23 protein-coding genes, 1 other RNA gene and 1 riboswitch are annotated in these 22,646 nt (G+C 56.0%); of the genes, 12 read left to right on the forward strand and 12 right to left on the reverse strand.

Translation table 11 applies throughout. The features are described from left to right. Positions 1 to 41: 41 nt before the first annotated feature. The gene (locus tag RSK20926_RS12995; protein ID WP_008207337.1) at positions 42 to 875 is read left to right on the forward strand and encodes a prephenate dehydratase; all 834 of its coding nucleotides are present in this window, start codon (positions 42 to 44) and stop codon (positions 873 to 875) included. Between the two features lie 57 nt (positions 876 to 932). Here the strand turns inward: RSK20926_RS12995 and RSK20926_RS22135 are convergent, their stop codons facing one another. The 3 genes from RSK20926_RS22135 to RSK20926_RS13005 all read right to left on the reverse strand — a co-directional run bounded on the left by RSK20926_RS22135 (position 933) and on the right by RSK20926_RS13005 (position 5,064). Further along, a complete protein-coding gene (locus RSK20926_RS22135; RefSeq protein ID WP_050773082.1) occupies positions 933 to 2,762 on the reverse strand; it encodes a putative bifunctional diguanylate cyclase/phosphodiesterase in 1,830 nt (609 codons plus the stop codon). Positions 2,763 to 3,038: 276 nt separating this feature from the next. Beyond that, positions 3,039 to 3,137, reverse strand: an RNA gene (gene ffs / locus RSK20926_RS22530) — signal recognition particle sRNA small type. 52 nt (positions 3,138 to 3,189) lie between these two features. Beyond that, positions 3,190 to 5,064: a 5'-nucleotidase C-terminal domain-containing protein gene (locus tag RSK20926_RS13005; protein WP_008207339.1), complete on the reverse strand. Its 1,875-nt coding sequence runs from the start codon at positions 5,062 to 5,064 to the stop codon at positions 3,190 to 3,192. Positions 5,065 to 5,478: 414 nt separating this feature from the next. On the opposite strand from RSK20926_RS13005, the gene nudC reads away from it, so the two are divergent. The 4 genes from nudC to RSK20926_RS23355 all read left to right on the forward strand — a co-directional run bounded on the left by nudC (position 5,479) and on the right by RSK20926_RS23355 (position 8,310). Then, positions 5,479 to 6,465, forward strand: a complete 987-nt coding sequence (gene nudC, locus RSK20926_RS13010) for an NAD(+) diphosphatase (protein ID WP_008207341.1) — start codon at positions 5,479 to 5,481, stop codon at positions 6,463 to 6,465. Between the two features lie 69 nt (positions 6,466 to 6,534). Next, the gene (locus RSK20926_RS13015) at positions 6,535 to 7,002 is read left to right on the forward strand and encodes an SRPBCC family protein (RefSeq protein ID WP_008207342.1); all 468 of its coding nucleotides are present in this window, start codon (positions 6,535 to 6,537) and stop codon (positions 7,000 to 7,002) included. 59 nt (positions 7,003 to 7,061) lie between these two features. Further along, positions 7,062 to 7,290: riboswitch (cobalamin riboswitch) on the forward strand. 105 nt (positions 7,291 to 7,395) lie between these two features. Beyond that, positions 7,396 to 7,800: a hypothetical protein gene (locus RSK20926_RS13020; protein WP_232281896.1), complete on the forward strand. Its 405-nt coding sequence runs from the start codon at positions 7,396 to 7,398 to the stop codon at positions 7,798 to 7,800. 378 nt (positions 7,801 to 8,178) lie between these two features. Then, positions 8,179 to 8,310 (forward strand): hypothetical protein, encoded by a 132-nt coding sequence (locus RSK20926_RS23355; protein ID WP_008207346.1) that lies wholly within the window; start codon positions 8,179 to 8,181, stop codon positions 8,308 to 8,310. Positions 8,311 to 8,346: 36 nt separating this feature from the next. Here the strand turns inward: RSK20926_RS23355 and RSK20926_RS13025 are convergent, their stop codons facing one another. Continuing rightward, positions 8,347 to 8,883 (reverse strand): protein-tyrosine phosphatase family protein, encoded by a 537-nt coding sequence (locus RSK20926_RS13025; RefSeq protein ID WP_008207348.1) that lies wholly within the window; start codon positions 8,881 to 8,883, stop codon positions 8,347 to 8,349. Positions 8,884 to 9,100: 217 nt separating this feature from the next. On the opposite strand from RSK20926_RS13025, the gene RSK20926_RS13030 reads away from it, so the two are divergent. The 3 genes from RSK20926_RS13030 to RSK20926_RS13040 are packed head-to-tail and all read left to right on the forward strand — an operon-like array spanning position 9,101 to position 11,659. Then, positions 9,101 to 10,912, forward strand: coding sequence for a DNA polymerase III subunit gamma/tau (locus RSK20926_RS13030; RefSeq protein ID WP_008207349.1), 1,812 nt, complete (start codon positions 9,101 to 9,103; stop codon positions 10,910 to 10,912). Continuing rightward, positions 10,888 to 11,304 carry a hypothetical protein gene (locus RSK20926_RS13035; RefSeq protein WP_232281897.1) on the forward strand — a complete coding sequence of 139 codons (417 nt, stop codon included), beginning with the start codon at positions 10,888 to 10,890 and terminating at the stop codon, positions 11,302 to 11,304. The genes RSK20926_RS13030 and RSK20926_RS13035 overlap by 25 nt, the downstream gene beginning before the upstream one ends. 10 nt (positions 11,305 to 11,314) lie before the next feature. Next, on the forward strand, positions 11,315 to 11,659 hold the full coding sequence (locus RSK20926_RS13040; protein ID WP_008207351.1) for a YbaB/EbfC family nucleoid-associated protein: 345 nt from the start codon (positions 11,315 to 11,317) through the stop codon (positions 11,657 to 11,659). Positions 11,660 to 11,846: 187 nt separating this feature from the next. On the opposite strand, the gene RSK20926_RS13045 is transcribed toward RSK20926_RS13040, so the two are convergent. Continuing rightward, complete coding sequence (locus RSK20926_RS13045; protein ID WP_008207352.1) at positions 11,847 to 12,053, reverse strand: cold-shock protein; 207 nt, start codon at positions 12,051 to 12,053, stop codon at positions 11,847 to 11,849. Between the two features lie 318 nt (positions 12,054 to 12,371). On the opposite strand from RSK20926_RS13045, the gene recR reads away from it, so the two are divergent. Beyond that, positions 12,372 to 12,971, forward strand: coding sequence for a recombination mediator RecR (recR, locus tag RSK20926_RS13050; RefSeq protein ID WP_008207353.1), 600 nt, complete (start codon positions 12,372 to 12,374; stop codon positions 12,969 to 12,971). Positions 12,972 to 13,075: 104 nt separating this feature from the next. On the opposite strand, the gene ltaE is transcribed toward recR, so the two are convergent. Both ltaE and RSK20926_RS13060 read right to left on the reverse strand, forming a co-directional pair. Beyond that, the gene (gene ltaE / locus RSK20926_RS13055; protein ID WP_008207356.1) at positions 13,076 to 14,131 is read right to left on the reverse strand and encodes a low-specificity L-threonine aldolase; all 1,056 of its coding nucleotides are present in this window, start codon (positions 14,129 to 14,131) and stop codon (positions 13,076 to 13,078) included. Then, the gene (locus RSK20926_RS13060) at positions 14,128 to 14,832 is read right to left on the reverse strand and encodes a hypothetical protein (RefSeq protein ID WP_232281898.1); all 705 of its coding nucleotides are present in this window, start codon (positions 14,830 to 14,832) and stop codon (positions 14,128 to 14,130) included. Before RSK20926_RS13060 ends, ltaE begins: the two co-directional genes overlap by 4 nt. 89 nt (positions 14,833 to 14,921) lie before the next feature. On the opposite strand from RSK20926_RS13060, the gene RSK20926_RS13065 reads away from it, so the two are divergent. Then, a complete protein-coding gene (locus RSK20926_RS13065; protein ID WP_008207359.1) occupies positions 14,922 to 15,821 on the forward strand; it encodes a LysR substrate-binding domain-containing protein in 900 nt (299 codons plus the stop codon). Between the two features lie 58 nt (positions 15,822 to 15,879). Here the strand turns inward: RSK20926_RS13065 and RSK20926_RS13070 are convergent, their stop codons facing one another. Beyond that, positions 15,880 to 16,650, reverse strand: coding sequence for a DUF1013 domain-containing protein (locus tag RSK20926_RS13070; protein WP_008207361.1), 771 nt, complete (start codon positions 16,648 to 16,650; stop codon positions 15,880 to 15,882). Positions 16,651 to 16,795: 145 nt separating this feature from the next. Here RSK20926_RS13070 and RSK20926_RS13075 point away from each other — a divergent pair, with 145 nt between their 5' ends. Then, a complete protein-coding gene (locus RSK20926_RS13075) occupies positions 16,796 to 17,443 on the forward strand; it encodes a ribonuclease T2 family protein (RefSeq protein WP_008207362.1) in 648 nt (215 codons plus the stop codon). Positions 17,444 to 17,613: 170 nt separating this feature from the next. Here RSK20926_RS13075 and RSK20926_RS13080 read toward each other — a convergent pair whose 3' ends face one another. The 3 genes from RSK20926_RS13080 to RSK20926_RS13090 all read right to left on the reverse strand — a co-directional run bounded on the left by RSK20926_RS13080 (position 17,614) and on the right by RSK20926_RS13090 (position 20,294). Continuing rightward, positions 17,614 to 18,603, reverse strand: a complete 990-nt coding sequence (locus tag RSK20926_RS13080; RefSeq protein WP_008207364.1) for an NAD(P)H-quinone oxidoreductase — start codon at positions 18,601 to 18,603, stop codon at positions 17,614 to 17,616. 135 nt (positions 18,604 to 18,738) lie between these two features. Then, on the reverse strand, positions 18,739 to 19,461 hold the full coding sequence (locus RSK20926_RS13085) for a hypothetical protein (protein ID WP_157133125.1): 723 nt from the start codon (positions 19,459 to 19,461) through the stop codon (positions 18,739 to 18,741). A 119-nt stretch (positions 19,462 to 19,580) separates the two neighbouring features. Beyond that, positions 19,581 to 20,294: a COQ9 family protein gene (locus RSK20926_RS13090; RefSeq protein ID WP_008207368.1), complete on the reverse strand. Its 714-nt coding sequence runs from the start codon at positions 20,292 to 20,294 to the stop codon at positions 19,581 to 19,583. 153 nt (positions 20,295 to 20,447) lie between these two features. Between RSK20926_RS13090 and rpsU the strand changes: the two genes are divergently transcribed. Then, entirely contained in the window at positions 20,448 to 20,654 is a 207-nt protein-coding gene (gene rpsU / locus RSK20926_RS13095; protein ID WP_008207378.1) for a 30S ribosomal protein S21, read from the forward strand. A 694-nt stretch (positions 20,655 to 21,348) separates the two neighbouring features. Here rpsU and RSK20926_RS13105 read toward each other — a convergent pair. Continuing rightward, complete coding sequence (locus tag RSK20926_RS13105) at positions 21,349 to 22,584, reverse strand: acyl-CoA dehydrogenase family protein (protein WP_037255119.1); 1,236 nt, start codon at positions 22,582 to 22,584, stop codon at positions 21,349 to 21,351. Between the last annotated feature and the right edge of the window lie 62 nt (positions 22,585 to 22,646).

Consider the following 22,646-nt stretch of genomic DNA (forward strand, 5'->3'; position numbering starts at 1 on the left):
CAAATGCCCGTTTCTTCAAGTTTTGCAGGAAAGTCGCACTGATGACCGGAAAAATCGCTATCCAGGGAGAGCTCGGCTCTTACAGCCATGAAGCCTGCCGCAATACGCGCCCCAACATGGAGGTGCTGCCCTGCCGTACTTTTGAGGACGTCATAGAGGCCGTGCGCAGCGGTGAAGCGGATCAGGCCATGCTGCCGGTGGAAAATTCCACCTATGGCCGCGTCGCCGACAGTCATCGCCTGCTCCCCCACAGTGGTTTGCATATCATCGATGAGGCCTTTGTCCGTGTGCATATCAATCTTTTGACAGTGCCCGGCGCCAAGCTGGAAGATATCCGTGAGGCAAAATCACATCTTGTGCTGCTGCCTCAATGCGGCGGTTTCCTGCGCAAACACAATATCCACGGGCGCGTCAGCCCGGACAACGCGCGCGCCGCCCGCGATGTAGCAGAGGCCGGGGACAAGCATGTTGCAGCCCTGGCCAGTGAGCTGGCCGGTGAAATCTACGGGCTGGACGTGCTGGCACGGCACATCGAAGATCACGGTGACAACACCACACGATTTCTGATCATGTCTCGCGAACCTGACTATAATCGTCGCGGTGCCCATGGGATGATCACCAGTTTCGTCTTCCAGGTGCGCAACATTCCCGCTGCACTCTACAAAGCGATGGGCGGTTTTGCCACCAATGGAATCAACATGACCAAGCTGGAAAGCTATATGGTGGATGGTTCTTTCACCGCGACCCAGTTTTATGCGGACATCGAAGGGCACCCCGAAGATTCCAACGTCAAACTTGCCATGGATGAGCTGGCCTATTTCACAACCAATGTGGAAATATTGGGCGTCTATCCCGCAGATAATGGACGCTACTAAGCCTTAGTTTTCGACGGCATCACCCCTGATGCTGGGCCATTTCTCCTATCAGGCACCTTACTGGAGCCCGGACTTCAATGCCGTCGAAGCCCCAAAAACCTGACTTTTGATCTCTTCCAGAGATGCTGCTCTGCCAAAGAGATACCCCTGCAGGACATCACAGCCAAGATCCGTCAGCAACTGAGCCTGAGCCGCTGTTTCCACCCCTTCGGCAGTAATCTCCATGTCCAACTTTGCCCCCAAAAGAACAATAGTTTCAATGATCTCCCGCGATCTCTCTGGATTCCTCTCGAGCGCCGCAACAAAGGAGCGATCAATTTTCAGGCGGTCAAACCGGTGCTTCCAAAGGTAGCTCAGACTGGAGAAACCGGTTCCAAAATCATCCATTGCGATGGACACCCCCATCTCCTTGAGCGTGTCCAGCTGCATTTCAATCATCATGCTGTCTTCTAACAGCAGGGTTTCAGTTACTTCCAACTCCAATAGGTTTGGCGGAAAACCCGTGTCCATCAACGCCTTTTGCACAAACCCCACAAGATCACCGCTGCGATACTGTGTCGGTGACAGATTGATCGCCAGCTTTTTCCCCTCTTCCAAGGATGCCATTTGACCAATGGCCGTTTGAAGGGTCCAACGCCCGATTTCTTCGATCAGACCGGTCTCTTCCGCCATTGGAATGAAGTCACTGGGGGAGATTTGATTGCCGTCATGATCCTTCAACCTCAACAAAGCCTCATAGCCTATCACCGCTTGATCTGCGCTTCGAACAAGAGGTTGATAGTGCACGTCGAATTCCTTGTTCAAGGTTGCTTCACGCAGCCGCGTCTCCAGGCCATGACGTCGCCGCAACTCATCACCCATCTCTTCGCCATAAATCGCAAAGTCATTTCGCCCCGCATTTTTGGCAAAATAAAGAGCCGCATCAGCATTGTTCAAAATTACTTCGAGGCTGCCAGCCTCTTCGACCGCGACAACGCCAATACTGACAGAAGCTTCGAGGCTGATGGCTCCCAACTCCACCTTGCGTGCGCATTCCTTGAGTATGTTGCGCACCGTTTGGATAGCCTCATCCAGTGGAACCTCACAAAACCCAATGACGAACTCATCACCGCCAAAACGCGAAAGCAGATCCCCTGAATTGCTGTTTTCCTTAAGGATCTGGGCAACATGGGTAAGAAAAGCATCTCCGATTGCATGCCCAAAAGTATCATTGATCGCCTTAAAACGGTCGAGATCAATGTAACACACTGCAACCAGTGATTTTTCCTGAATACACTGCTCTGCCTGTTCCACGAAAGAGCGCCTGTTCAATAGCCCCGTCAGCGGGTCGTATTTGGCCAGATATTCGGCTTTCTTCCTGGATCGTTCCGCAAAGATCCGCTGCAAATAGAAAGCACTCCCCGGTACAGCGAAGACCACCGAACAAAAAACGGCCATAACAACCGCAAAGCTCTTAAAGCTCTCCACAAAATGGTCGCGCGTTTTGGATTGATCCACATAAACCTTAACGACCCCTCGTAGAGCCCCATCCTGCCCCCGGAGCGGAATATAGGCCTCGGCATAGAGGTCCGGTCGATCCGGCTTTTGTTCGCCGTTTTTAACCACAACAATCGGCATCCCTGAGTGAGCCACTCGGTTGGCTTCAGCATCGGGTTCTGCTGCCACACCAGGTGGAGAGGTTATGCTCTGATCATCAGAGACAAGAACCAAATGTCCGGTGGCAGAAAACAGCTTAAAACGGAAAATGTCGCCCGCCTGACGTACATCCCTAATATTCTTCCGCTGCTCAGGTGAGGGAATACCGGTCAGGACCAAAGTATCGAGATCGGGAACATGTGTGGCGAGATAAGAACCCCACTGCCCTGCTTTGTTTATCGCATCGCGCATAACTGCACGCTCAACTGCACGGTCTACGCCACTATTGATAACCGACCATACTGCTCCGAGCAGTATGATACCTAAAACCAAGATACGACCAAATTGGAGCAACATGCTTTAGCCCAGACACAAAACCTAGCGGGCACGTTGACACAAAAAACCTAATGTAAACCGAATCTGGGGAAAGCGCGTCAGAAACAGGTCTGACCCGGTCCATCTGGAGCACAGCAAAAAGCACCTGATCCAAAGCCAAGGGCCGTCGCAAAATCAATTCTAGCAAGGATGAAGTGAGAGGTTGGACATCGACCCAAGCGGGGCTCGTTGTGGCTGCTTCCTTCCGGATCTGACCAGGTTGGCGAGGCGCCTGCCCGCGCCAACCTCTCAGGGATCCATATAGGCCTCTCCTGCGGCTAACGCAAGAGCTCACAACAAGTGCTCACAAACAGATCTGTAGCTGCAAGAATCCGCCAGGTGTTACACCAAGCTCCTCAAACTGCAGCTCACTGAGTTCGTGAAGATACTTACGTGCAGTGGGCGAAGAATAGACAAAGACATTGGCGTCAACCCCGGCTGAAAATGCCCATGGATAGGGCATCTGCCGCTCAGGCGGGTGGCCAGCTGCAAAATCGCAGACCGCCTCACGAATGCGAAGCTTGGGCAGAGGCAAGCGCTCCGCCTCCTGCGCCATCCGAAAATTCCCGCCACCGCTGACACGATAGCTACTTGTCGCAACAACAAAACGTTGGTCCGAGGTTACCTCTATGCCGTTGCAACGCAGGTTGTGAATTCGGTGAGCCTCTGCATTGATGAGCAGACCCGAAGCGGAAAACCGGGGAGGTTGCGTCACATCTATTTCGTACTCAAGCCCAAACAGCACATCAAAATTGTGCCCTGCGCGATCACTATTGACCAGATCCCTGCCAGTTTGACCTGGCTGGATCTGATTGAAGAGCCCTGCCGACATCTCCAGCCAATCCAGCAAATGCGCACCATCCACGACCACAGCCCAAAGTTCATTGGGAAAGATCTGGAGATCGGCAATATTGCGTAGACAGAGCTCGCCCGCCTCAATGTCCGTATAGCTCTCCGGGCCGGATCTTCCGCCAAATTTGCCTGGCGAAACTGCAGAGATCAGCGGGAGGTCGCCTGCCTCTGTTCCGGCAAGTAAGGAACGGACGGCTTCCAACTGCGCTTGCCCAACCATGGCAAGCCCCTGATCCCTACCAAAAAGCGTAAAGAAGGAATGCAGCGCGACGCTAGAATGGCCGACAGGTTTTTGCATTCTTCGGCGCGTTTCTTCATGCGGCTCTGCCAAAAGTTCGACGAGACCGGTATCTTCTTCCACCAAAGAGCCGAGCTTGCCCGCTTCGCTACGGCGTGAGATTGGAATGACCTTTGCCTGCCAGTCCGCAAGTTGCCATCCTGCCTGATCAAACTCTAGATTCAGGTCAATTTGCCCCAGATGCGACCCATGCGCACCAGGCATCACAACCGGCTTTGGCAAAGGGGTGGCTGGATCTGGCAGGACCAAATGCGTGTGCCCCGCAACAACCGCATCAATTCCAGAAGTCGCCACAATCGGCAGCAATGCGTTTTCCATATTTGGCACCGCTTCTTCGCCACCTGCACCGGTATGCGCCAGCGCGATCACCAGATCACATCCAGCGGATTTCAGCTCTGATGCCCGATGAGCCGCGGATTGCACCATATCCTCGATCCAGACCCGTCCTTCCAACAAATGAGCGTCCCACTTCAGCGTTTGCGGCGGCAAGACGGACAGGAGGCCAATTCTAAGGGTGGGGAGCTTAGGGTGCCCTGCAAATCCGCGTTCCAGGATGGTTGTATGCAGAAATGGTAGAACCTGATCATGGCCTACCGGGCGCATGTTTGAACACAGAACCGGGCAAGGCGCATCCGCAAGCACCTGCCCCAATTTCTCCAATCCGAAATTGAAATCGTGGTTCCCCAGACCGATGGCATCATAGTCTAAGGCGGTAAAAGCCTTCATCACCGGATGAGGTTCACACGGTTTCCTACCCTGTTCTATTTGAGGCACATCATTCAGGCCGATTTCACCAATTGGCGCGCCCTGTAGGCTATCGCCATTGTCTAGCAAAATTGTAGCACCACCAAGTACCTGAACTTCTTGCCGGGCTTTCTCGATATAGGCGGCCACGCGGGACAATCCGACGCCAGGATCATTCCGGTCGGCAAAATAATCATAACTCAGCAAATTGCAGTGCAGGTCCGTTGTCGCAAGAACGCGCAACAGAGTGCTCGGCATCTGATCTGACGCGCCAAGGCCCGCCATTATGTTTTCGCCGCAGAATTCACTGCCCGCCCCATTTTCTTAACCAACCCGACCCACCACAAGCCCGTTACCAACACTCAAACAACGTTTTTCAGATTTGCAAAGTCACCATTTCCACCGCTTTTGAGAAACTTGGAAATGATACCGTTGACGTAGCAGGGAAAACGACACAATCAAGGCGTGCAAATCATCCTCGGAAAGGTTTTTTTCGCGGAACGAAAAAGAGTCTGAAATAACAAGTGCTTTCCTTGCTGAACCTTCATTACAAGGGGCATCGTAGGAAGAGATGGATTGAAATCCATTTCCCCTTCCTCATGTTTCAAGCGAAGTAGCTTTCCCTAGGGGCGGCTTTCAGACGGCAAGTTGCGGCTTTGATGGCTTGTATTTTTGCAACATCCAAAAGGAACTTAAAAAATGAGAAACGCAGAACAGGTCACCTTTGGAGGCGGCGGGGGATTGAACCGCAGAGCAGAACTGCGTGACGACACAGCTAAGCTGATGGATTTCTGGACCAAACCCGAGACACGTGTTCTGCTCTTTTGGCGGGGCAAGGTATTGGCCTCGCGAAGTAATCCCGAACGAGGACTGGACACTCTTGCCTATATTCAAAGCCATCACCCCCTGGTGGCAGATCAACCAGACAAAGCGTTCTTTCTCGGCATAGGTCCGCAACACGAAGCCTATTTTGCTTGCGACATTAGCAACTGGGCGCCGGATGCGCTGGACGAAATGGCGCTGGCCAGTTTTGCTGATCAAAGTGAGCAACAGCACCCGGACCTCCCTCTGGGCGATGTCTTCGCCGAACTGCGCCTCATCATGGCGCGTTTGACTCCCTTAGAGGCGGAGCTCGCAGCCGGTGCAAAGGCTCTGTTTTCTTGGCATCAGTCCCACAAGTTCTGTGCCCGTTGCGGGCATCGCAGCGATCTTACCCAGGCCGGCTGGCAGAGACGATGCCCTAGCTGTCAAGGCATGCATTTTCCACGGACCGACCCGGTGGTTATCATGCTTATCACCCATGATGATGACGTCCTGATGGGACGTTCACCTGGTTGGCCCGAGGGGATGTACTCACTTTTGGCCGGTTTCGTGGAACCGGGAGAAACCCTTGAGGCAGCGGTTCGGCGCGAAGTCATGGAAGAAACCAATGTCACCGTCGGTGCGGTCAGCTACCTTTCGAGCCAACCCTGGCCCTTCCCGATGTCCCTGATGATCGGGTGTCATGGGGATGCCCTAAGCCGAGACATCATTATCGATCCGAAGGAAATCGAAGATGCCATCTGGGTCAGTCGCCAAGACATTCTGGCCTCTTTTGCCGGTGAGCATCCTGTGCTGAAACCCGCACGCAAAGGCGCAATTGCGCATTTTCTGCTCCAGAACTGGCTTGCGGACACTTTGGATTAAGGAGATTGTTCTAAGACCCAAGAACCCCAGAACAGAAAACATCTGGAAACAGAGGCCAGAGAGCAAGAGATGGAATTTTCAAGCAAAGAAGACCTAGACGCCCCAATCGCAGATGTCTTTGCCGCAATCTCGGATTTCGGCAGCTTTGAACGCTCGGCGATACGACGGGGTATCGAAGTGCAAAGCCAGGATCATCCGCAAACTCCCGAAGTTGGTCAGTTTTGGGATGTTCGGTTCGACTTTCGTGGCAAGCCCCGGGACCTGCATCTGACACTGACCGCCTATGAGCCCTCAACCCTAGTTGGCCTTAGCGGTGAAAGCGCGGCTCTTAAGGGCGAAGGCCGGATTGAGTTGCTGGCCTTGTCGCCACAGCGCACACGCATTTCTGTTTCGATGCAAATTCAGGCCAAGGGTCTTACCGGGCGACTGTTGCTGCAAAGCTTCAAGCTTGCCAAATCCAAGATCAACCGCCGCTTCAAGCTGCGCGTGGCAGAATTTGCAAAACTGACGGAAGAGCGGCTGAGCCATAGCGCCTGACGTTTCGCTCTTCGTATGTGAACAGACGCAAATCCGATTGACGACTCACCCTTTCCAGCGATAGCGCTGGAGAGGATGGTTCCTGCGAGACACAAACTGTGTGTCCAGGATGAAAAGGGAACGCGGTGCGGCTGGTACTGATCAGCCAATTCCGCGACTGCCCCCGCAACTGTAAGCGGTGAGCGGACCGGGTGAACCACTGGCATGGAGTTTTGCGCTCCAGGTTGGGAAGGACCGGTTTCGCAGCGACCCGCAAGTCAGGAGACCTGCCATCATATGAAAACTCGAACCCGGACGGGGTGTCCGGACAGGGTCTGATGGCAGCGTCTTCACTCGCCTTTCATCCGAACTCTTGTCCCATGGGCCTCCGTACCACGCGCGGAGGGCGCAAATATGATGTGGACAGACCAAACGCATTTCTATGCGGCAACGGATTGCAAATACCTGGGCAGGCCATGCCCTGCGGCACAAAGGATGATCGCCAAGCTGGCAGAGGCGATCACCAAGGCCAAACCGCTAACCCAGGAGGATTTCGAGATCACCGGCACCTCAGCGCTGGACGGGTGCCCCCGCAATTGCCCGGCGCAGTTCGCCGCCAGTCACGACCGGATCCGGCTTTATTGTGGTGTAGGAGAAGAGGCGCCGCGTGCAGGGCTTGACCAGTTCGCCGATGCCATCCTCAGCCGCGATGGTAAGGGTTTTGCGGCCGATGCGCTAAAAACTCGCCCCTGCGCCCTGATGGAGGCGCTGCCAAAAACCGCAGAGGCCCGGCAGGCAGAACAAATGATGGCCTTGTAACCTGTTGCCCGAGCGGGCTGGCGCCATTGCCGCAGAGACCCCTGATCTAACTGACGGGAATGTGTTCCGCAGCAGGCTGGCCCGCTTTTGAAATTGGTTTTTGGCAGGTCCGGTGTCCTGATTTTGAACAAGAGGATTGCCAATGACCAAGACCTTATTGTCGGTCTGCGGCTTTAGCGGCCGAACAGCCACTGTCCACATCAGAGATCAGCGATTTGCTGACCGGGAAAACCATTGAAGGGCTGCATTTCGAAAGCCACACCCGTCAGTATTTCTCGGCGTCCGGGCTGACGCTCTGGATCAAGCAGGGGGGACGCTGCCCCGTCGGAAGCGCGCTACAAAATCGAAGATGGCAAATACTGTTCCAGCTGGTCCGGCTTGTGGAACACACCGGAATGGGGCTGCTTCTCCATTCTGAAGGATACAGAACAGGGCCTGTACTATTTCCACAGCGAAAACTTCCGGGGCCCCTTTATCATCGGCAATGGCTTCGACCTCAGCTTTGACTAGCCACGGGATCTACAAACTCTCTCCTAAAAGAACCGCTCAAGACTGGGCGGCATGTGCTCCGGCATAGGCCCATTCCATCTGCGACTGGGTTTCAACCGCACAGGGTCTGACCGCACGAAGCCGAGCCAGAGCCTTGGCCGGTGGTTCGCCGCTTTCAACCATCAGCCGCAACAGCACCATGCCCGAGCGGCCACAGCCGCCCTTGCAGTGCACCAGTACCCGGCCGCCGCCACGCAGGGCCTGCAGTGCCAGGGCGCTTACCTCTTGCCAGGGTTCGCACATCTCGTGATCAGGAGCGGAAAAGTCAGCCAATGGCAAATGAGACCAGCGGCAGCCCATATTCTGCAACCTAAGGCCAAGATCCGCAGCCCCCACCGCTGCATGTTCGGCATCTGTTGTCATGGAAATAACCAGGCCAGGCTCCCATTCATGAATGTGGTTCAGATCCCCCAGCAAATCGCCACCTGCACCTGGCAGGGGACAAAGGGCTAAGATCCCCTCACCAACGGATAGAGCATAGAGTGTCAGCCCATTTGGCGCCTCGAGATTTGCTTCCGAACTCACATCCTGCATCTCAATCTCCCCACCCCAAGAGAGGGCACCGCATAAAATCACCAAAACACTGCGCGTCCCAGGATTGGACAATACCGCTCTTTGACCGCAGCCCAGGAACTTTGCCCTTTTCCACCAGTTCGGGTCAACAGCGGTAGACCTTGGCCTCCCTGTTGCGTACCTTGCCCTGACCCGATACCGCCACTTCGAATCCGGCTCAAACCGCTAAGAGAACTATATGACCGACAGCACCAGCGACACCGGCCAAACTCAGTATCAGGTCTTGGCCCGTAAATACCGGCCAGAGACTTTTGCCGATCTCGTTGGCCAGGACGCCATGGTGCGCACACTGAAAAATGCCTTTGAGACCAATCGGATCGCTCAGGCCTTTATCATGACCGGTATTCGCGGCACCGGTAAAACCACCACCGCACGGATCATCGCCAAGGGGATGAACTGCATCGGGCCGGATGGCACCGGTCAACCCACCACAGAGCCCTGTGGAACCTGCGAACATTGCACTGCCATTATGGAAGGGCGTCATGTCGATGTAATGGAGATGGATGCCGCGAGCCGAACGGGTGTCGGCGATATCCGTGAAATCATTGATTCGGTCCAATACCGCGCGGCCTCTGCCCGCTATAAGATCTACATCATCGATGAGGTGCATATGCTCTCCACCTCGGCTTTCAACGCGCTGTTGAAAACCCTGGAAGAGCCACCCGCCCATGTTAAGTTCATTTTCGCAACCACTGAAATACGCAAGGTGCCGGTCACGGTCCTGTCGCGCTGTCAGCGGTTTGATTTGCGCCGGATCGAGCCGGAAGTGATGATTGCGCTCATGCGCAAGATTGCGACTGCGGAAGGGGCCGAGATCCACGAGGATGCCCTCGCGCTGATTACCCGTGCCGCCGAAGGGTCCGCCCGTGATGCAACCTCTCTTCTGGATCAGGCGATTTCTCATGGGGCAGGAGAGACCACTGCGGATCAGGTTCGCGCCATGCTGGGCCTTGCTGATCGCGGCCGTGTCTTGGACCTGATAGACATGATCCTGCGTGGCGATGCTGCCGGCGCACTCAGCGAGCTTGGTGCGCAATATGCCGAAGGGGCTGATCCGCTGGCCGTTCTGCGCGATCTCGCCGAAATTACCCATTGGGTTTCTGTGGTGAAGATCACCCCGGATGCGGCCAAAGATCCAACCATCAGCCCGGATGAACGCTCACGCGGGCAACAGATGGCCGAAGCCCTGCCCATGCGCGTTCTAACCCGCATGTGGCAAATGCTGCTAAAAGCACTTGAGGAAGTCTCTGCCGCGCCAAATGCGATGATGGCTGCAGAAATGGCGGTGATCCGCCTGACCCATGTCGCAGATCTGCCCAGCCCCGAGGAGTTGATCCGCAAGTTGCAGGACACCCCTCCTCCACCACATCCCGGTGGCCCGATGGGCGGACCCGGTGGTGGTATGGCGCAGTCACAGGGGGGCGGGGCACAGCAGGGCACACAGGCCTATGGCGCCCCCGCCGGAGGCACACCAGAAGGCCCCGGCTCGGGACCTGTCATGTCACTAGGCTCTGGCCAAGCCGCAGCCCTCGCTCCGCAGACGGATCAAGCTCTGGCCCGCTATCCGACATTTGAGCATGTGGTGGAACTCATCCGTGTGAAACGCGACGGGCTGCTGCTGGAATATGTAAAGACCTATCTGCGGCTGGTGGCCTATCAGCCCGGCCGCATTACTATCCAGCCCACCAATGACGCCCCCAAGGATCTCGCCGCGCGTCTGGGCCAGCAGCTGCAGGGCTGGACCCATGCGCGCTGGATCATCTCACTGGAAAACGAAGGCGGCGGTGAGACCATAACCGAGCGTGAAAACGCCGCTGAAAACGCATTGCGCGATAAGGCCAAGGCACACCCTTTGGTGCAGGCCGTGCTAGAGAGTTTTCCCAAAGCCAAGATCACCAAGATCCGCACCGCCGAAGAACTCGCCGCCGAGGTCGAGGCCGAAGCCCTACCCGAAGTGGAAGACGAATGGGATCCCTTCGAGGAAGAATAACGCTTCTGTTCTATGTCTCTCTTTTGTTTCTGCCAACAGCAGGACTTGCAGCGGAATGCGAAGTAAGCCGTCCCCTATGGAATCCGAGCCAAGGCCCTGCAACCGATAGGGATGAGTTGGCCTATTTGGTCACCCAGCCCCTGACGCTTGCATTGCTTACTCTTGCCCTCCTCGCAATACTGGTGCGTCGGCGATGGCTCTTCGTGGTTGCATCGCTCCTTTGGGCCGTAGCAGCCATTGTTGGAAGCGCCAATTTCTATGGGGTGATCATGAATGATGTGCGGTATTATTCTATCAAAGAGGGATGCATCGGCCCGCCGGACTTGTTCATCGCGCTCGCAATTGCGATATGTGCGGGGATGACTTATGGCGCATTGCGCCCCCGTAATTAGGAGAAAACAGATGCTCAAAGGCCTCGGCGGTCTTGGCGACATGGCCAAGATGATGAAATCGGCACAGGAACTGCAGACCAAAATGGCAGAGATGCAGGAAGAGCTGCACAATGTCATGGTCACTGGCGAAGCGGGTGCAGGCCTGGTCAAGGCGACGGCCTCTGCCAAGGGTGACCTGAAAGGCCTGGATATCGACCCCTCGATCTTCAATGGCGATGACAAGGAAGTTGTCGAAGATCTCATCCTGGCAGCGATCAAGGACGCCCAGGCCAAGGCAGCAGAGAAGGCCAAGGATGAGATGACCAAGCTGACCGAAAGCATGGGTCTTCCAAAGGACATTAAACTGCCCTTCTGATCCGACCTGACGGATGTGAGACATTTGGATCAAGCGCCTTCCCACCGGAGGCGCTTTTTCTGTATCCTGTTTCTCCACCCTATCGGCGGTGCGAAGATCTCGACAGGGTAACGATCTCTTCAGGGCAAAGAAAAACGCGGCCTTCTGAAAGAAGACCGCGTTTTCTATTTCAACTCAGCAGTGGCGCTTAGGCCAGTGCGAGGTTCACCGCCGACTCGCGACCGTCACGGCCGGGCTCGATGTCGAAGGTTACTTTCTGGTTGTCGGCCAGACCGGTGAGGCCCGAACGCTCAACAGCGGAAATGTGAACGAATACGTCCTTGCTGCCACCATCGGGTGCAATAAAGCCGTAGCCTTTGGTAGAGTTGAACCATTTTACGGTGCCTGAAGCCATCCCGTAGTCTCCTAAGTTATTGCCGCCCGCAGGAGTGCGGCGGCCCGGCGTTGTCGTCTGGATCGAAAGACTGAACACCGGTGAACGGAAGACAGTGGCCGAAAAAGAGAAACGTCTGCGCCTTTTCTATGCCGTCCTGACTGCGTTCATACAAGGGGGAATTGAGAGAATCCTGCAACACAACAGCATTTCCGATGCCAATTGTGCCCAAAAACCCAGCTTTCCCCGAAGAAACAAAACCCGAACATAATTGCTACCAGCTCTTGCACCCGCTCCCCGCTGAGGCCTAAATGTCAGAGGCGCAAAGAAGGCCCCAACATGAGCGACAACAGCATCAGCGATATTGAGAACCTGATTGGACTAATGGCAAAGCTGCCGGGAATGGGTCCAAGATCTGCACGGCGCGCCGTTTTGCACCTGATCCGCAAACGGGGCCTTTTGCTCACCCCCCTGGCCGATTGCATGAGCGAGGTCGCCGCCACAGCACGCGAATGCCTGAACTGCGGGAATGTTGGCACAAGCGACATTTGCAGCCTCTGCAATGATGAAGATCGCGCGAATGGCGAACTTTGTGTGGTTGAAACGGTTTCAGATCTTTGGGCGATGGAGCGCGCCGCGGTGTTCAAAGGCCGCTATCATGTGCTTGGCGGAACCCTCTCTGCGCTGGACGCCGTTGGTCCGGAGGATCTGCACATTCCACGCCTTGTCGATCGGGTCACAAGCGAAGGGATTCGGGAAGTCATCCTGGCGCTGAACGCTACAATTGATGGCCAGACCACGGCGCATTACATCGCCGACCAGCTGGAGGGACAGGTACGCTTGACCTCACTGGCGCAGGGTGTGCCTATTGGCGGGGAGTTGGACTACCTGGATGAGGGCACAATTACAGCGGCCCTGCGGGCCCGCAAAGACCTCTAGCTTACCCATGTGTTGTTAGACGCTCAGCCCAAGCAGGCCCAAGTGCTCAGGCGAAACGCAGGGGCCAGACGCATAGCCTGCCCCCACTCGCAGAGTGTCTCTTACTAGTTTGAGAAAAACCGCCCTATTCCATCTATCGCGACCTCAAGAGCATCGTCAGAGATGTCTCGGTGCAGAACCAGGCGAATCGCGCCAGAATCGGCTCCACCAATGATCACGCCCTCACTAGCCAAAGCGGCGCGCAGATCCCTATGAGTGCCCTCTGGCGGCGTGAAGAACACCATGTTGCTGGCCTGTTGCACCACACCGACGCCAAGGGAATGTAGAACCTCAGCAAGCCTTTCAGCCCGGCAATGATCATCTGATAGCGCTTGCACATTGTGCTCTAGCGCATAAAGGCCCGCTGCCGCCAGAACTCCCGATTGACGCATCCCGCCGCCCAGCATCTTGCGCCAGCGTCGGGCGCGAGCAATGAGATCAGCAGGCCCGACCAAAACCGAACCGGCAGGGGCACCCAGCCCCTTAGACAGGCAAATCGAGATTGTGTCCGGGATTCCCGCCAATGCCAGTTCATCACAGCCCAGGGCAGCCACGGCATTGAAGAAACGCGCGCCATCCAGATGGACCGCCAAGCCGTGCCTGCGCGCGGTTTTCGCAGCACCAGAGGTTTCTGCAAGCGAGACAGCCATGCCGTTATGCGTATTCTCAAGCGAGAGCAGGCGACTCACCGCCAGATGGCTGTCATCAGGCTTCACTTCGCTTGCAATCTCTGTCGGGTCCAAACCGCCAGTTGCCCCTACCGCAAGCGGGCAAAGCGCGATGCCACCCAGGACAGAGGCCCCCGCTGCCTCATAGCGGTAAACGTGATAGTTCCGCCCCACCAGGATCTCTTCACCACGTTGGCAATGCGCCAGCAGGCCTGCGAGATTGCTCATGGTCCCGGTGGGCAGGAAAAGCCCCGCCTCTTTGCCCAGCCTTTCGGCAAGGCTCCGCTCCAGACGGTTAACACAGGGATCCTCTCCGTAGACATCATCCCCCAGTTCTGCCGCAGCCATTGCTGCCTGCATGCCCGCATCTGGGCGGGTCACGGTATCACTGCGCAGATCGCAGAGCGGCGTGTTGCGCCCTGCACTCCCTGTCATTCCGGCATATTGGTTCATTCCTGCACCTGCTCATAGGCCAGCGCTGCTACGATGTGGACACGCTGGGTTTCACCACCATTCAACGCGGTATGATAGCCACGCGTGTCGGTAAAATATACCGATCCATCTGCAGGCAGGTGGGTCACATGATGGTTCACGATGAAAAGCGATCCCGGATTGCTGACAATCGGAATATGAAGACGGGGCTCTGGGTCCCGATGCCACGAATTACAATTGTAGAGCCCTTTGGACAGAATGCGGGTCCGCCCGATAGGAAAGCGCCTGCACAGCTCCGCATGAACCTGCTCAAAATAGGTCCCCACGAATTTGGGATTGAATTCGCTGAAATCCACCTCTGGAACCAAGTACTCGCGGGGTTCTTCAACATAGCGGTCATCACCACGCAGCCAGTAGCGCCCCGAGAGGTCATTGGCAGTCCATTCCGTCTGGCCAGGCCGCTGCGTCAGTGGCAAGGCGGCAAAACCCTGGCCCTGCATATCCCCCATAAAGGCCTCTCGCCGGAGGCATTCCTCCAGCGCTTCGCGCAGTAGCTGAATGTCGAACTTCAGTTCCAAACGAGCAATACCCGGCCCTGGAACAAAGCCCGCAACCGAAGCACTATCGGGTTGTCGCTTCATTTGGCTAGCGATGAAATCAGTATCTGCATCCTGGACTTCGGGTTGGTAGGTCATGGCGCGCTCCTGGGAGATGTTTTGCATCTTTTGCGACATTGCACAGCGCAAACCCCATTGCAAAGTAGAGAATACGCAAGATATCTTGCAGAAATTGCAAGAACTGGAAGTGCCGGATGCGCCGGAAGATACCCTCAACCTCCGCCCTGCTATGCTTTGAAGCCGCCGCGCGTTGTGAGAGCTTTGCCGAAGCTGCTCGTGATCTGAACATGTCTCAGAGCGCCCTCGGCAGGCAGATTCAGGCCCTGGAGGCCCAATGTGGACAAAGCCTGTTCCATCGGATCCGCCAGCGAGTGAAACTCACCGATGCTGGCAGGGTTTTGCTGCTGGAGCTGGAACCACTGCTGGAAGCTCTCGAAGCCAGCTTCCTGAGGCTCAGCAGCCACGACAACCCGGATGGGGCAATCAACATTGGCACCTATCCAACCCTTGGCAGTCGCTGGCTGATGCCAAAACTTTCCTTTTTGGCTCAACAACACCCGAAACTGACGGTCAGCACATTGACCTATCTCGATAACAGCCAGCTTGACGCAGGCCTTGTGGATCTTGCTATTGTTCAAGGCGATCCGCCTTGGCCCGGATTTCGTATTGACCCACTGATGCGCGAAACCCTGGTTGCGGTTTGCGCACCAAGCACCAAAGAGCTTCCTACCAAAAACCCAGAGGCACTGCTTTCCCACCGCATCTTGCAGCACCGCAGTCGCATACTCAGTTGGAAGATTTGGCTAGAAGCGCAGGGGGTTGCGCTGCCCAGAGCACCAACAGGGCCCCTGTTCAGCCAGTTTGAGATGCTGATAGATGCGGTGAAGTTTGGCCATGGCATCGCCATCGTGCCCGAGGTGCTGATCGCACCTGAATTGGATCAGGGGCATCTCATTCTTGCCCACCCCTTCAAGGCGATGCCTCCCAGCGCCTATTACCTGCTAACGCCTCAGGCCAAGGTCGGGACCCGTCGGATTGAACGGTTGCGAGACTGGTTGTTGCAGCAAGAAAGCGATGCCAAGGCCCCAACATAAAAACCCTGCGGGCAGATGCACGCAGGGTTTTTATGGAATTCAGCCAATTGGGACCGGATCAGAAACGGGGATCGATCCCGTTGTCTTCCTCTTCGTCCTCATCCGAAGCATTGGGCAGGTTAAAGAAGCTATCCGCATCAAGGATATCTTCCTCGCGCTTATCCTCTTCAGGAGCACCACCCAGCGTAAAGGTCTCCAGACCTTCAATCGCCGATGGGATCTTCGGCTCTGCATCCATACCGAGCGATTGCTCTGTGGAAACCAGCTTGCGACGCTCATCATCGCTCATCACGCCGCCTTCGGCCGCTTTCTTGGCTGCAGCCTTTTGCACAATCGCATCCAGTTCGGACTGTTTACACAGGCCCAGCGCAACTGGATCGATTGGCTGCATATTGGCGATGTTCCAGTGGGTACGCTCGCGGATCGACTGGATAGTCGGCTTGGTTGTACCCACCAACTTCGCGATCTGGCCGTCGGAAAGCTCGGGGTGGAATTTTACCAGCCAGAGGATCGAGTTCGGGCGGTCCTGACGTTTGGAGAGCGGTGTGTAACGTGGACCACGGCGTTTTTCTTCGCCGGCAGCCGCAGCATTGAACTTGAGCTTAAGCTTATGAAGCGGGTTGTTTTCCGCAGCAGAGATCTCTTCCTGGGTCAGCTGGTTGTTGGCGATGGGATCAAACCCTTTGACGCCCGCTGCAACATCACCATCGGCGATGCCCTGGATCTCCAGTTCATGCATGCCGACGAAATCGGCGATCTGCTTGAAGCTGATCGTTGTATTGTCTACCAGCCACACGGCGGTCGCTTTGGCCATCAACGGTTTTGCCATGCGCTCATCTCCTTACAAACTTGTTGGTCCGACATACATCTCTCCCGTCGCCTGAAAGAGGCTTCCCCGGCGTTTCGGGGCGGTTTCCGTTGTCGGGGAACTTCAGTCCTATATAGTCGCGCCAATTGCATAAGGAAAGAGGCGAATGCGCAGGTTCTTCAAAGCAGCTATTTTGACCCTTTTGGCCGCAGTGGGTACAGGCGCCCTGGCGGATGGTGAAAAGGCGGGCGAGTTCGATTACTACGTTCTGGCGCTCAGCTGGTCGCCGAACTGGTGCGAGATCGAGGGTGACGCCAAAGGCTCGGAGCAGTGCGCCCCCCGCCACGACCATGGCTGGACCCTGCACGGGCTCTGGCCGCAGTTTCACCGCGGCTGGCCAAGTTATTGCCGCACAGCCGAAGCACCACCCCGGCGCAGCGCCTCTGCGGCGATGGCTGACATCATGGGCACCGCTGGCCTCGCCTGGCATCAGTGGAAAAAGCATGGAACCTGTTCTGGCCTGAGCGCGCGCGGCTATTTCGACCTATCGCGCAAGGCCTATGAGGCCATCAATCGCCCGCAGATTTTCCGCAAACTGGAGCGCGAAGTTACCCTTCCCGCCAGCCTTGTTGAGCAGGCTTTCCTGAAAGAGAACCCCGAATTCAATGCAGATGCCGTAACCGTCACTTGCCGGGATCACTTTATTCAGGAAGTTCGGCTGTGCCTCTCCAAAGCTCTGGAACCCGTGCCCTGCGGTAGAGATGTGATCAAGGATTGCCGCCTCAAGGACGCGCGTTTCACGCCTATTCGCTAAGCTTTTGGAGCTAACTTCCGATTAGCCTCGATAACAGTCACTTCGCTGGCTCTGTCAGCAGCAGCGCCAGCAGCCTATGGCAAGTGACCCAAACCGCATGAGATTTGCGGCCTCGAACAAAAGAAGGGCGCCAAGCGCGGCGCCCCCTAGGAAAAGTTGAATTGTGGGCCTTAGGCGCCGCTGACCTCCAGCACAATTTTTCCAATGTGGCCCGAACTCTCCATCCGTGCATGTGCTGCAGCAGCTTCATCCAGGCTAAAGGTGCTGTCCATCACCGGCTTCAGTTTGCCGGTTTCAATCAGCGGCCAGATCACCTCTGACAGGTCTTGCGCAATCCGTGCCTTGGCCTCGTCGCTTTGCGGCCGCAGGGTTGAGCCGGTCACCGTCAAGCGTCTCGCCATGATCTGGGCAAAGTTCAGCTCTGCTTTGGGTCCGGAGAGGAAGGCGATGTGAACCAACCGCCCATCATTGGCCAGGGTCTTGATATTGCGTGGAATATAGTCGCCACCCACCATATCGAGGATCAGATCGGCGCCGCCTTCTTCGCGCAGCACCGCGACAAAATCCTCCTCCCGGTAGTTGATTGCTCGCTCTGCGCCCAGATCCAGGCAGGCCTGGCATTTCTCGGCAGATCCGGCGGTGGTGAAGACCCGCGCGCCCAGGGCCGAGGCCATCTGGATCGCGGTTGTGCCAATCCCCGAGGAGCCGCCATGGACCAGAAACCGTTCCCCTGCCTTGAGGCCACCACGGGTGAAAACATTGGACCAGACGGTAAAGCAGGTTTCCGGCAAGCAGGCCGCCTCTTTCAGCGAGAGGCCGGCAGGCACCGGAAGGCAATGGGCCGCTGGCGTGGCGACATATTCCGCATAGCCACCGCCGGGCAATAGTGCACAGACCTGATCACCAATGGAGAGGCCGGACACACCGGCGCCCAGCTCGACTACTTCACCGGCAGCCTCCAGCCCCGGCAGGTCGCTAGCACCTGGCGGAGGATTATAAGCCCCGGCCCGCTGCAGCGCATCAGGGCGGTTCACCCCTGCATAGGCCACCTTGATCACCACCTGGCCATGACCGGCCTCCGGCATCGGTCGCTCACAAAGCCGCAGCACCTCCGGCCCGCCGGGTTCGGCAATCTCCACCGCGCGCATCATCTCTGTCATTGCTGAAATCCTCCTGATCCTTGCCCCCTGCCTAGCACTCGGCAAGGTGAGCGCAAACAGGAAAGGCGGCGCTGCACAGACGGTTTACGGAGTGGTTCACCCTAGAGACTGAGTTACATTGCACACCGAAGCAAGCTAGTTGACTGTGTCACCGTTGTCCGCCTCCATCTCCTCAAGCACCGCAAAATCCATTTCATGGGAGAAGCCCACTACGTTCGCCGCCATCGAAATGAAAGAAACAAAAATGATTGCGATACATGCGGAATAGATGGCCCATCCGGGAATGTCATTTGAGAGACCAGAGTGTGCAATATAAAGTATACTTGCTATTGCGAGTAGCCACAATGCAAGCAGTACCAGCGTCATGGAACCAACGAGGATATTGTAGAAGAACCTTCCATGTGTAGAGATTCTGAAACCCGGCGACCTTCCGTTAACCGGAGTTTCTCGGGCGTATTTCAAAAATAACCAAGCAGGAGTATGCGCGGCTGCAAACAAGTCGGGGTCAAGCTTGTTTTTAGCCAGCACATCATCCGCCACAGCCTCAATCACTGCATTGTAAATCTGTATTGAAAGAAAGGTGTAGGTCACCATCAACACGCTGAATGACGCTGCGACCAAGCTAAGCTCCAAAAATGCTGGCACCTCTGCCATTGAAGCACCTGTACCGGGGATTTGGATGTTGCCCCCATTCCATGCAATGAAGGCTAAGAACAACGAGATCATGAGTGAGCGAATAACCGTATTTTGCTGTACCTCCAATTTGGCCCTTTGACTGACCAGTCCTTCGAGTACTTCTTGGTTGAATTGACTTAAACCAAGTCGTTTTTGCCGCCGAAGTTCATCTGCGGTAAACATGCTAGCACGAACATATAGGCTCAGATTCAATAGATTTCGTTCTGTCATAATACCAAGTACTGCCAAAAAAGTTCAAACCAACTCGAGCTACCATTTCGATACCAACAGGGAGCTCGGCTTCACCCCCGCGCCCCCTGTGAACCCGGCATATCATCACGCGGCTTTGGAGCTTTGACCTGACCTGCCAGCCACTCGGGCCCAGCCAGAAGTGGCTTGAGCAAAGGATTCTTGCGCAGGGAGCCCTTTAGCTTTTCGAACTGCATCACATTGTCGATTCGCCGGTCCAGGAACTCCCAGGTGGCCTGATGGCCGGGGCTGTCATCGCCCAGCCAATAGAGCAGCGTCGCGGAATAGACACCCGACAGCGTGGTACGTTTGCTGTACCAGTTCAGGTCATCGGAATTGTCACCTAGCGCGTTCCAGATTGCATCACAGGTGCCCCAAAGCGCCTTGAGCCCATCGCCCGCATATTGCGGCAAGGCGAAGAGCGTGGTGCCACGTCGCACCGCCTCTTTGTCCTCAGCAACCTCCAACCGGAAGCGCACAGCGGCGGCAATCTTATCGCGAAAGCGGTATCCGGTCAGATCTTCTTCGGCCAGCCGCTGAAGCATCAGCCGATCGCCGCGCCTGTGATAGGCCAGGGCCAGATCAGCCGCACCACGCGGACAAAGCGCACGGGCCAGAGCTGGATCGATCTCCGTTTCTGAAATAGCAGCTTCAAAGGTGGCCTCGGACCAACCATCAAAAACAACATGGAGCAATGCCGCATCCAACAGCAGCTCCACAGGATCTGAAGAATCGGCCATTGGCTTGGCACTGGTTTGGCAGGTCATGGTTATGCTCCTAGACTGTCAGATCCTGGTTTGATGGGAAAATAGGGTCAAACCCACCCTATTCACAGTACTAGACAACTTTAAGAGGCTTTGCTATACGGCGGCTTCCTGCAAATCCTTGCAACTCTTATCTAGAAAGGTGGTGAAAACCACATGCAGGTTAGTGTTCGTGACAACAATGTCGATCAGGCGCTCCGTGCCCTGAAGAAAAAGCTGCAGCGTGAAGGCGTCTTCCGCGAAATGAAGCTCAAGCAACATTTCGAAAAGCCGTCCGAGAAAAAAGCGCGCGAGAAAGCTGAAGCGATCCGCCGTGCCCGTAAGCTGGCACGCAAGAAAGCACAGCGCGAAGGTATGCTCTAAGCAGCCCTTCCTCTCCAGGTTTTTCTGGACACCTATTGATGACCCCCGCGCCCCGGCTCGGGGGTTTGTCTTTTTTGGGTGCCCTTTATTGGAGGGATCGCACCTAAGGTTGGGCTGAGATGTGACGGGCTGAAATCGCCTCGAATAAACTGCACTCCACACCTGCATGCCTCCCGGAACACCCTTCTCAAGGCCCCCAGGCATGCTGAATCTGAAGGTTATTGCCGAACGCGTAGGTTGAAAACCCTCATATCTTCAATCCCTTCAGTAAATTCTAGAGAAAAATTCCAATACATTTAAACTTTAACGTGTATTTTTTATTTTTCTTGATCTAACCTCTGAGACATGGGTCGGTTCCACAGGGTTTCCCCGCCCAGCACCTCTAGCCGGATTTGGAACACCCGGCTGTGTCCCGGGATGGCTACGCGCCCCCCCACGTCGTCGCGGCGCTTGCCTTTTCCCCTGCGCACAAGGCTCTGCCATCCCGGGAGTTTTCCAACCACCACAGCAACTGCTTGCCTCAGCAATCCGGATTTCCTTACCCCATAGCAAGAGCGCAACCCAAATTGCCGCATGCTCAAGCATCGTTCACGCGGGTCATATGGCCGACCGTAGCCCTATTCGGTCGCAGTCCTCCACACTCTCCGCTCATCCTGGCCGCACATCTTGGGAAGCGCATCAAGGTATAAGGTTGTTAGACCTTTTCTTGCGTGTGTTTCTTCAGCTCGACCCGCGCCACCTGGCGGCGATGGACCGCATCTGGCCCATCCGCAAGGCGCAGGGTGCGCACATGGGTCCAGGCGATCCCCAGCGGGGTATCCTGACTGACACCCTGCCCCCCGTGCATCTGCACAGCCTCGTCAATGACCTTGAGCGCAACCCGAGGGGCGACCACCTTGATCTGGCTTATCCAAGGGGCGGCAGCGCGCCCATCCCCCTGATCCATATACCAAGCCGCCTTGAGGCAGAGGAGGCGCGCCATTTCGATTTCCATCCGGCATTCAGCAATAATGTCATAGTTGGCACCAAGATGTGCCAACTTCTTGCCAAAGGCTTCGCGCTGCAGAGAGCGTTTGCACATGCGCTCCAGCGCAGCCTCTGCCTGGCCAATGGCGCGCATGCAGTGATGAATGCGACCGGGCCCAAGCCGCCCCTGAGCAATCTCAAACCCGCGCCCCTCGCCGAGCAGCAGGTTCTCAGCAGGCACACGCACATCCGTGAAGCGGATATGCATATGCCCATGCGGCGCGTCATCGTGGCCGTAGACCTCCATCGGGCGCAGGATTTCTATCCCAGGCATCTCAGCGGGCACCACAATCATGGACTGACGATTGTGAACCGGCAGTTCGTCCCCGCCGGTTTTCACCATGACGATATAGACCTTGCAGCGCGGATCCCCGGCCCCGGAAGCCCACCATTTCTCTCCGTTCAGCACATAATCATCGCCATCGCGCACGCAGGACATGGAGATGTTGGTGGCATCAGAACTGGCGACATCCGGCTCGGTCATCAGATAGGCCGATCGGATCTGCCCCTCTAGCAGCGGCAACAGCCAGTCTTGCTTCATCTTTTCGCTGCCGTAGCGCTCAAAGACTTCCATATTGCCGGTATCGGGCGCTGAGCAATTGAACACCTCGGCCCCCAGAGGCGTTTTGCCCATCTCCTCAGCAAAATAGGCATATTCCACCGTCGAAAGGCCAAAGCCCTTGTCACTGTCCGTGAGCCAGAAGTTCCACAGGCCTGCCGCTTTGGCCTTTGCCTTCAGCCCTTCCAATATCTCGGCCTGACGATCGGTATAGGACCAACGGTCCCCTTTGCTGATTTCGGCCTGATACTCTTCTTCCAAGGGCATGATGTCATCGCGCACCATCATCGCAACGCGTTCCAAGAGTTCGCGGTTTTCCGCCCGCATACCGAAGTTCATATCCATCATCTTCCTCCTGAAACGCTTTAGCCTTTGAAAAAACATGGCTTAGCCGCAGGACACCTGTC

The organism is Roseobacter sp. SK209-2-6 (assembly GCF_000169455.1).
Lineage (GTDB): Bacteria > Pseudomonadota > Alphaproteobacteria > Rhodobacterales > Rhodobacteraceae > Pseudophaeobacter.

What these genes read in the sequence shown, in the direction of transcription:
- RSK20926_RS12995 (WP_008207337.1), top strand. Translation starts at nt 42, where the DNA reads ATGACCGGAAAAATCGCTATCCAGGGAGAGCTCGGCTCTTACAGCCAT.
- RSK20926_RS13075 (WP_008207362.1), top strand. Translation starts at nt 16,796, where the DNA reads ATGCGCAGGTTCTTCAAAGCAGCTATTTTGACCCTTTTGGCCGCAGTG.
- RSK20926_RS13060 (WP_232281898.1), bottom strand. Translation starts at nt 14,832, where the DNA reads ATGCAAAACATCTCCCAGGAGCGCGCCATGACCTACCAACCCGAAGTC.
- RSK20926_RS13025 (WP_008207348.1), bottom strand. Translation starts at nt 8,883, where the DNA reads ATGCAGGATGTGAGTTCGGAAGCAAATCTCGAGGCGCCAAATGGGCTG.
- RSK20926_RS13035 (WP_232281897.1), top strand. Translation starts at nt 10,888, where the DNA reads ATGGGATCCCTTCGAGGAAGAATAACGCTTCTGTTCTATGTCTCTCTT.
- RSK20926_RS13105 (WP_037255119.1), bottom strand. Translation starts at nt 22,584, where the DNA reads ATGGATATGAACTTCGGTATGCGGGCGGAAAACCGCGAACTCTTGGAA.
- RSK20926_RS13020 (WP_232281896.1), top strand. Translation starts at nt 7,396, where the DNA reads ATGATGTGGACAGACCAAACGCATTTCTATGCGGCAACGGATTGCAAA.
- RSK20926_RS13030 (WP_008207349.1), top strand. Translation starts at nt 9,101, where the DNA reads ATGACCGACAGCACCAGCGACACCGGCCAAACTCAGTATCAGGTCTTG.
- RSK20926_RS13065 (WP_008207359.1), top strand. Translation starts at nt 14,922, where the DNA reads ATGCGCCGGAAGATACCCTCAACCTCCGCCCTGCTATGCTTTGAAGCC.
- rpsU (WP_008207378.1), top strand. Translation starts at nt 20,448, where the DNA reads ATGCAGGTTAGTGTTCGTGACAACAATGTCGATCAGGCGCTCCGTGCC.
- recR (WP_008207353.1), top strand. Translation starts at nt 12,372, where the DNA reads ATGAGCGACAACAGCATCAGCGATATTGAGAACCTGATTGGACTAATG.
- RSK20926_RS22135 (WP_050773082.1), bottom strand. Translation starts at nt 2,762, where the DNA reads ATGCGCGATGCGATAAACAAAGCAGGGCAGTGGGGTTCTTATCTCGCC.
- nudC (WP_008207341.1), top strand. Translation starts at nt 5,479, where the DNA reads ATGAGAAACGCAGAACAGGTCACCTTTGGAGGCGGCGGGGGATTGAAC.
- RSK20926_RS13085 (WP_157133125.1), bottom strand. Translation starts at nt 19,461, where the DNA reads ATGTTTACCGCAGATGAACTTCGGCGGCAAAAACGACTTGGTTTAAGT.
- RSK20926_RS13090 (WP_008207368.1), bottom strand. Translation starts at nt 20,294, where the DNA reads ATGACCTGCCAAACCAGTGCCAAGCCAATGGCCGATTCTTCAGATCCT.
- RSK20926_RS13040 (WP_008207351.1), top strand. Translation starts at nt 11,315, where the DNA reads ATGCTCAAAGGCCTCGGCGGTCTTGGCGACATGGCCAAGATGATGAAA.
- ltaE (WP_008207356.1), bottom strand. Translation starts at nt 14,131, where the DNA reads ATGAACCAATATGCCGGAATGACAGGGAGTGCAGGGCGCAACACGCCG.
- RSK20926_RS13015 (WP_008207342.1), top strand. Translation starts at nt 6,535, where the DNA reads ATGGAATTTTCAAGCAAAGAAGACCTAGACGCCCCAATCGCAGATGTC.
- RSK20926_RS13045 (WP_008207352.1), bottom strand. Translation starts at nt 12,053, where the DNA reads ATGGCTTCAGGCACCGTAAAATGGTTCAACTCTACCAAAGGCTACGGC.
- RSK20926_RS13070 (WP_008207361.1), bottom strand. Translation starts at nt 16,650, where the DNA reads ATGGCAAAACCGTTGATGGCCAAAGCGACCGCCGTGTGGCTGGTAGAC.
- RSK20926_RS13080 (WP_008207364.1), bottom strand. Translation starts at nt 18,603, where the DNA reads ATGACAGAGATGATGCGCGCGGTGGAGATTGCCGAACCCGGCGGGCCG.
- RSK20926_RS13005 (WP_008207339.1), bottom strand. Translation starts at nt 5,064, where the DNA reads ATGGCGGGCCTTGGCGCGTCAGATCAGATGCCGAGCACTCTGTTGCGC.